Source organism: Domibacillus sp. A3M-37, from assembly GCF_024213455.1.
Taxonomy (GTDB): Bacteria; Bacillota; Bacilli; order Bacillales; family Domibacillaceae; genus Domibacillus; species Domibacillus tundrae.
The window spans coordinates 1-3,220 of sequence record NZ_JANAVL010000057.1 but is presented as its reverse complement, the minus strand read 5'-3'; the positions used below and the strand labels follow the sequence as shown (position 1 = coordinate 3,220).

Annotated in this window: 4 protein-coding genes; 3 read left to right on the top strand and 1 reads right to left on the bottom strand. The window is 39.3% G+C overall.

All coding sequences use genetic code 11. The annotated features are described in order from the left end of the window. Both NLX67_RS22465 and NLX67_RS22460 read left to right on the top strand, forming a co-directional pair. The coding region (locus tag NLX67_RS22465; protein ID WP_254313621.1) for a transposase at window positions 1-604 on the top strand (604 nt) is incomplete at its 5' end. An 834-nt stretch (window positions 605-1,438) separates the two neighbouring features. Next, on the top strand, window positions 1,439-1,771 hold the full coding sequence (locus tag NLX67_RS22460) for a hypothetical protein (RefSeq protein ID WP_254313620.1): 333 nt from the start codon (window positions 1,439-1,441) through the stop codon (window positions 1,769-1,771). 91 nt (window positions 1,772-1,862) lie between these two features. On the opposite strand, the gene NLX67_RS22455 is transcribed toward NLX67_RS22460, so the two are convergent. Beyond that, the gene (locus NLX67_RS22455) at window positions 1,863-2,219 is read right to left on the bottom strand and encodes a DinB/UmuC family translesion DNA polymerase (protein ID WP_254313619.1); all 357 of its coding nucleotides are present in this window, start codon (window positions 2,217-2,219) and stop codon (window positions 1,863-1,865) included. A 558-nt stretch (window positions 2,220-2,777) separates the two neighbouring features. On the opposite strand from NLX67_RS22455, the gene NLX67_RS22450 reads away from it, so the two are divergent. Then, window positions 2,778-2,981, top strand: a complete 204-nt coding sequence (locus tag NLX67_RS22450; protein ID WP_254313618.1) for a hypothetical protein — start codon at window positions 2,778-2,780, stop codon at window positions 2,979-2,981. Window positions 2,982-3,220: the final 239 nt, after the last annotated feature.

Below are 3,220 nucleotides of genomic sequence, written 5' to 3'. Positions count from 1 at the left end.
AAACATTTCAATTTCGACCGCCGAGAAGAAAGCGGTAGAACTACTGGAAGCTGCACAATACTCTTATCCAGCTGTGTCCTCCCATGACGTTTTGTGCGAACAACTGCGCTCCTATGCAGAGCGTTATCAAGAAATCCTTCGAAAGAAGGATCAGTGTATTGATAGTATGGTTTTGTTAGCCAATAAGCGGACTGAATATAGGATCATTGCTAGCTTTCCCGGAATTGGCCCGAATACAGCAGTACGCCTTATGGCTGAAATTGGGGATATTCATCGATTTGATAATCATAAACAGCTGAACGCTTTTGCTGGAATCGATATACGACGTTTCCAATCGGGTAAAACCTTTTTCAAAGATAAAATCAATAAACGTGGAAATAAACATCTACGAAAACTGCTTTATATTATTATTCAGAATATGATTAAACAGCGTCGTTTTGGGAAAAATCATCTTATTGAATACTATGACAAACTAAAAACGCAACCCTATAACAAATGTCATAAAGTCGCGTCCATTGCTTGTGTGAATAAGCTGTTGAAGTGCCTCTTCTACCTTATTTCACATAATAAGTATTATGATTATGGTTTAGCCACCCCATCATAACTAACTTTCGCGTATATTTTATCACATCTACATGAGCCTAGTAAAAAAATAGATATATGCTAGGATTATTTGTCGTGCCTAAAGATTGGATTAGAATGCCACTTTCGTTTTTTATCAAGATAACCTTTTAACTATTCATGAAAACATAAAAAAGCTATTGACTAATCGTAAGAAAGTTAAATCCTAAGCTAGTTTTCTAATCTGATTCTCAATGGCTCGTGGTGTTTAACAGCTAATACTACTATGGATTCTCTTTAGGTTATACTAAAAAGCCAAACTTTCTAGATCAATAGAAATTCGACTTTTTTACTTGGATCTCTCAGAATGATGTTTGCGTAAAAGTGTACTTATGTACAAGGTATGTGCGGGATGCGATGTTACGTGGTGAAATACAACACAGGAGGAATAAAACGTCCGATACAATAGAGTTTATCTATGCTCTAAATCTTGGGCCTTTTAAAATACATACTCAGATGGAAAATTTAGTTAAAGGAGATAGGCTTCACACACCGAGCTTAAAACATAAGTGAAAAACATACTCGAAAACCTTATTGAGACTTGCCACACACCTTTAGAACAGCAGTTTATTAGGTTTTTTATTAGACCCATACGTTGAAATTCATCTTGAAAGGATGATCGAAATCATGACTCAAACAAAAATCAACGTGTTGAAAACCTGGAAGAAATGCGCTTAACTGTGAAAGAAGCGGCTCAATATGTGAATGAAAGTCCGGGTGTTGTCCGCAATTGGTTGAGGGAATTGAAGTCATACATCCCCACTATACAAGTAGACAATTGCTACAATTACTTTGATAAACCGGCGCTCGAAGGCTCATGCTGATCCGCCAATTGAGCCGGGATCAGAATTATTCCATTAAGCAGATCGAATATTACTTTACAACGGATGAAACAAAAATTAACCCCGAGCCAGTGGAAGAAAGTTCATCTGATGACATAAGGAAGGATTTAGATACCATTTTGGAGCGGCTAGAACTGCAGGGGCAATTCAATCAGGCATTAGTGATGAAATTAGACGAGCAGCAGCATTATATCAAGGAATCGCTTAATAAGCGGGATCAGTTATTGCTCGAATCGCTGAAAGCATCGCAGGAAGCTAAAATGAAGAAGAAACGGTTTTTTAACTGGTTTGGGAGCGATAAGTCGTGAAACAGCTCAGAACAAGCCTGCGTTTAAAATAAAGGATCAAAACCTGTATGAATACCTGTTGGGAAGGAAACATACAGGTTTGAAATTAGTGTTAACAATCCGTATCAGGGAATTTAATTAACAGATAAAATAGACGTAAGCCACAATGCATTGTTTCATCATCGCGAGCATATGAAATGCCAAGCGTAATGCCGGATGCAGCAACACCGTGCCGGCGCAGTAGGCTCGCCGCGTCTTCGGTCATTTCCTTGATGACGATGATAATCTCATCCTCATTGTAGTACTCCCTCATTAAGATCTGCCCTTTTGAATGGGACTTTTCACGAGGTCCCGTTTTATCGAAAAAAACGCTGTAATCGATCCTCCAGGCATGATAGTAGAGCTGCAATCCCAAGATGCCGTACTTCTTCTTCAGCTTCCATTTGTCCGCGTGCGCCAAATCCCTCACTGATTCAATTCCAATATTGTAAAGTGATCGAGCGTATCCGGCGGAAATACCCGACATATCTGTGATTGGATCGATGCTCCAGACCTTTTACGGTACATCTTCATAAGACCAGCAGGCAAGGTCGTCCCGCGCGTTTTTCCCTTCATTATCAAGCGCCAGTTTCGCAAGAAGAGGATTGTCGCTGATACCAATCGTCACACCAGCCGAAGTTCTTGTTAGATGGTACGCTGAATGGTTCTGGCGATGGTGAGCTTATCCTCAAAAAGCCGGCGGGAAGGGCTTGTGCTTTTTTATTTGCTTAATAAGAGTGCATAGATAGAATTACTAGTTTTAATCATTCATTAGCGGGCGGTTTCCTAATTCGAGGAATACAGCCAGAGGACAGGCTCTCTCTGAAACGAGGATTCGCTGGACTATTTTCATTTTAGTAAGGTTTATTTAAATTATATTTTTGAATTTTACACATAGTGTATTAATATATTTATTGATAAAATGGACCTTGTTTATCAGCACGTTAAGGCGGCTAACCTTTATATTGAAATGATTGAGAACCGCCCTATGCTTCATATAAAAGACACAATCCTTCACGGAGTTTATGATGAACTAGGGTACTTTTTAAAGCGGCAACTTGTACAAGGCCCGGCAAAACATAGCACGGAACATGAGGCAATCAGCATCGAATCAGAAGAAGAACTGCTTTCTATTTATATGCCCCGAGACATTAAAGACTCGCTGAAAAAATGGGCGAAACAAAAGGCTTGAGTATGCAGGAAGTCGCTAGAAATATAATGAAAGAAGCATATAACCTTGACAAAAAACAAGAATGAAAGCCCACATTGCAAAGATGCTTATTTGAAAAGTCCTAAATGTGGGCTTGTTGAAGAGCTTACCTAAAAAGGGTGCTTTTGCGAACGTTTTGAATTACCCCAGTTACTCTCTACGTTCGTTGAACATGGGGGATTCCTAAGTAAAGAAACCTATCGGTTTCTAATTCATTAGGC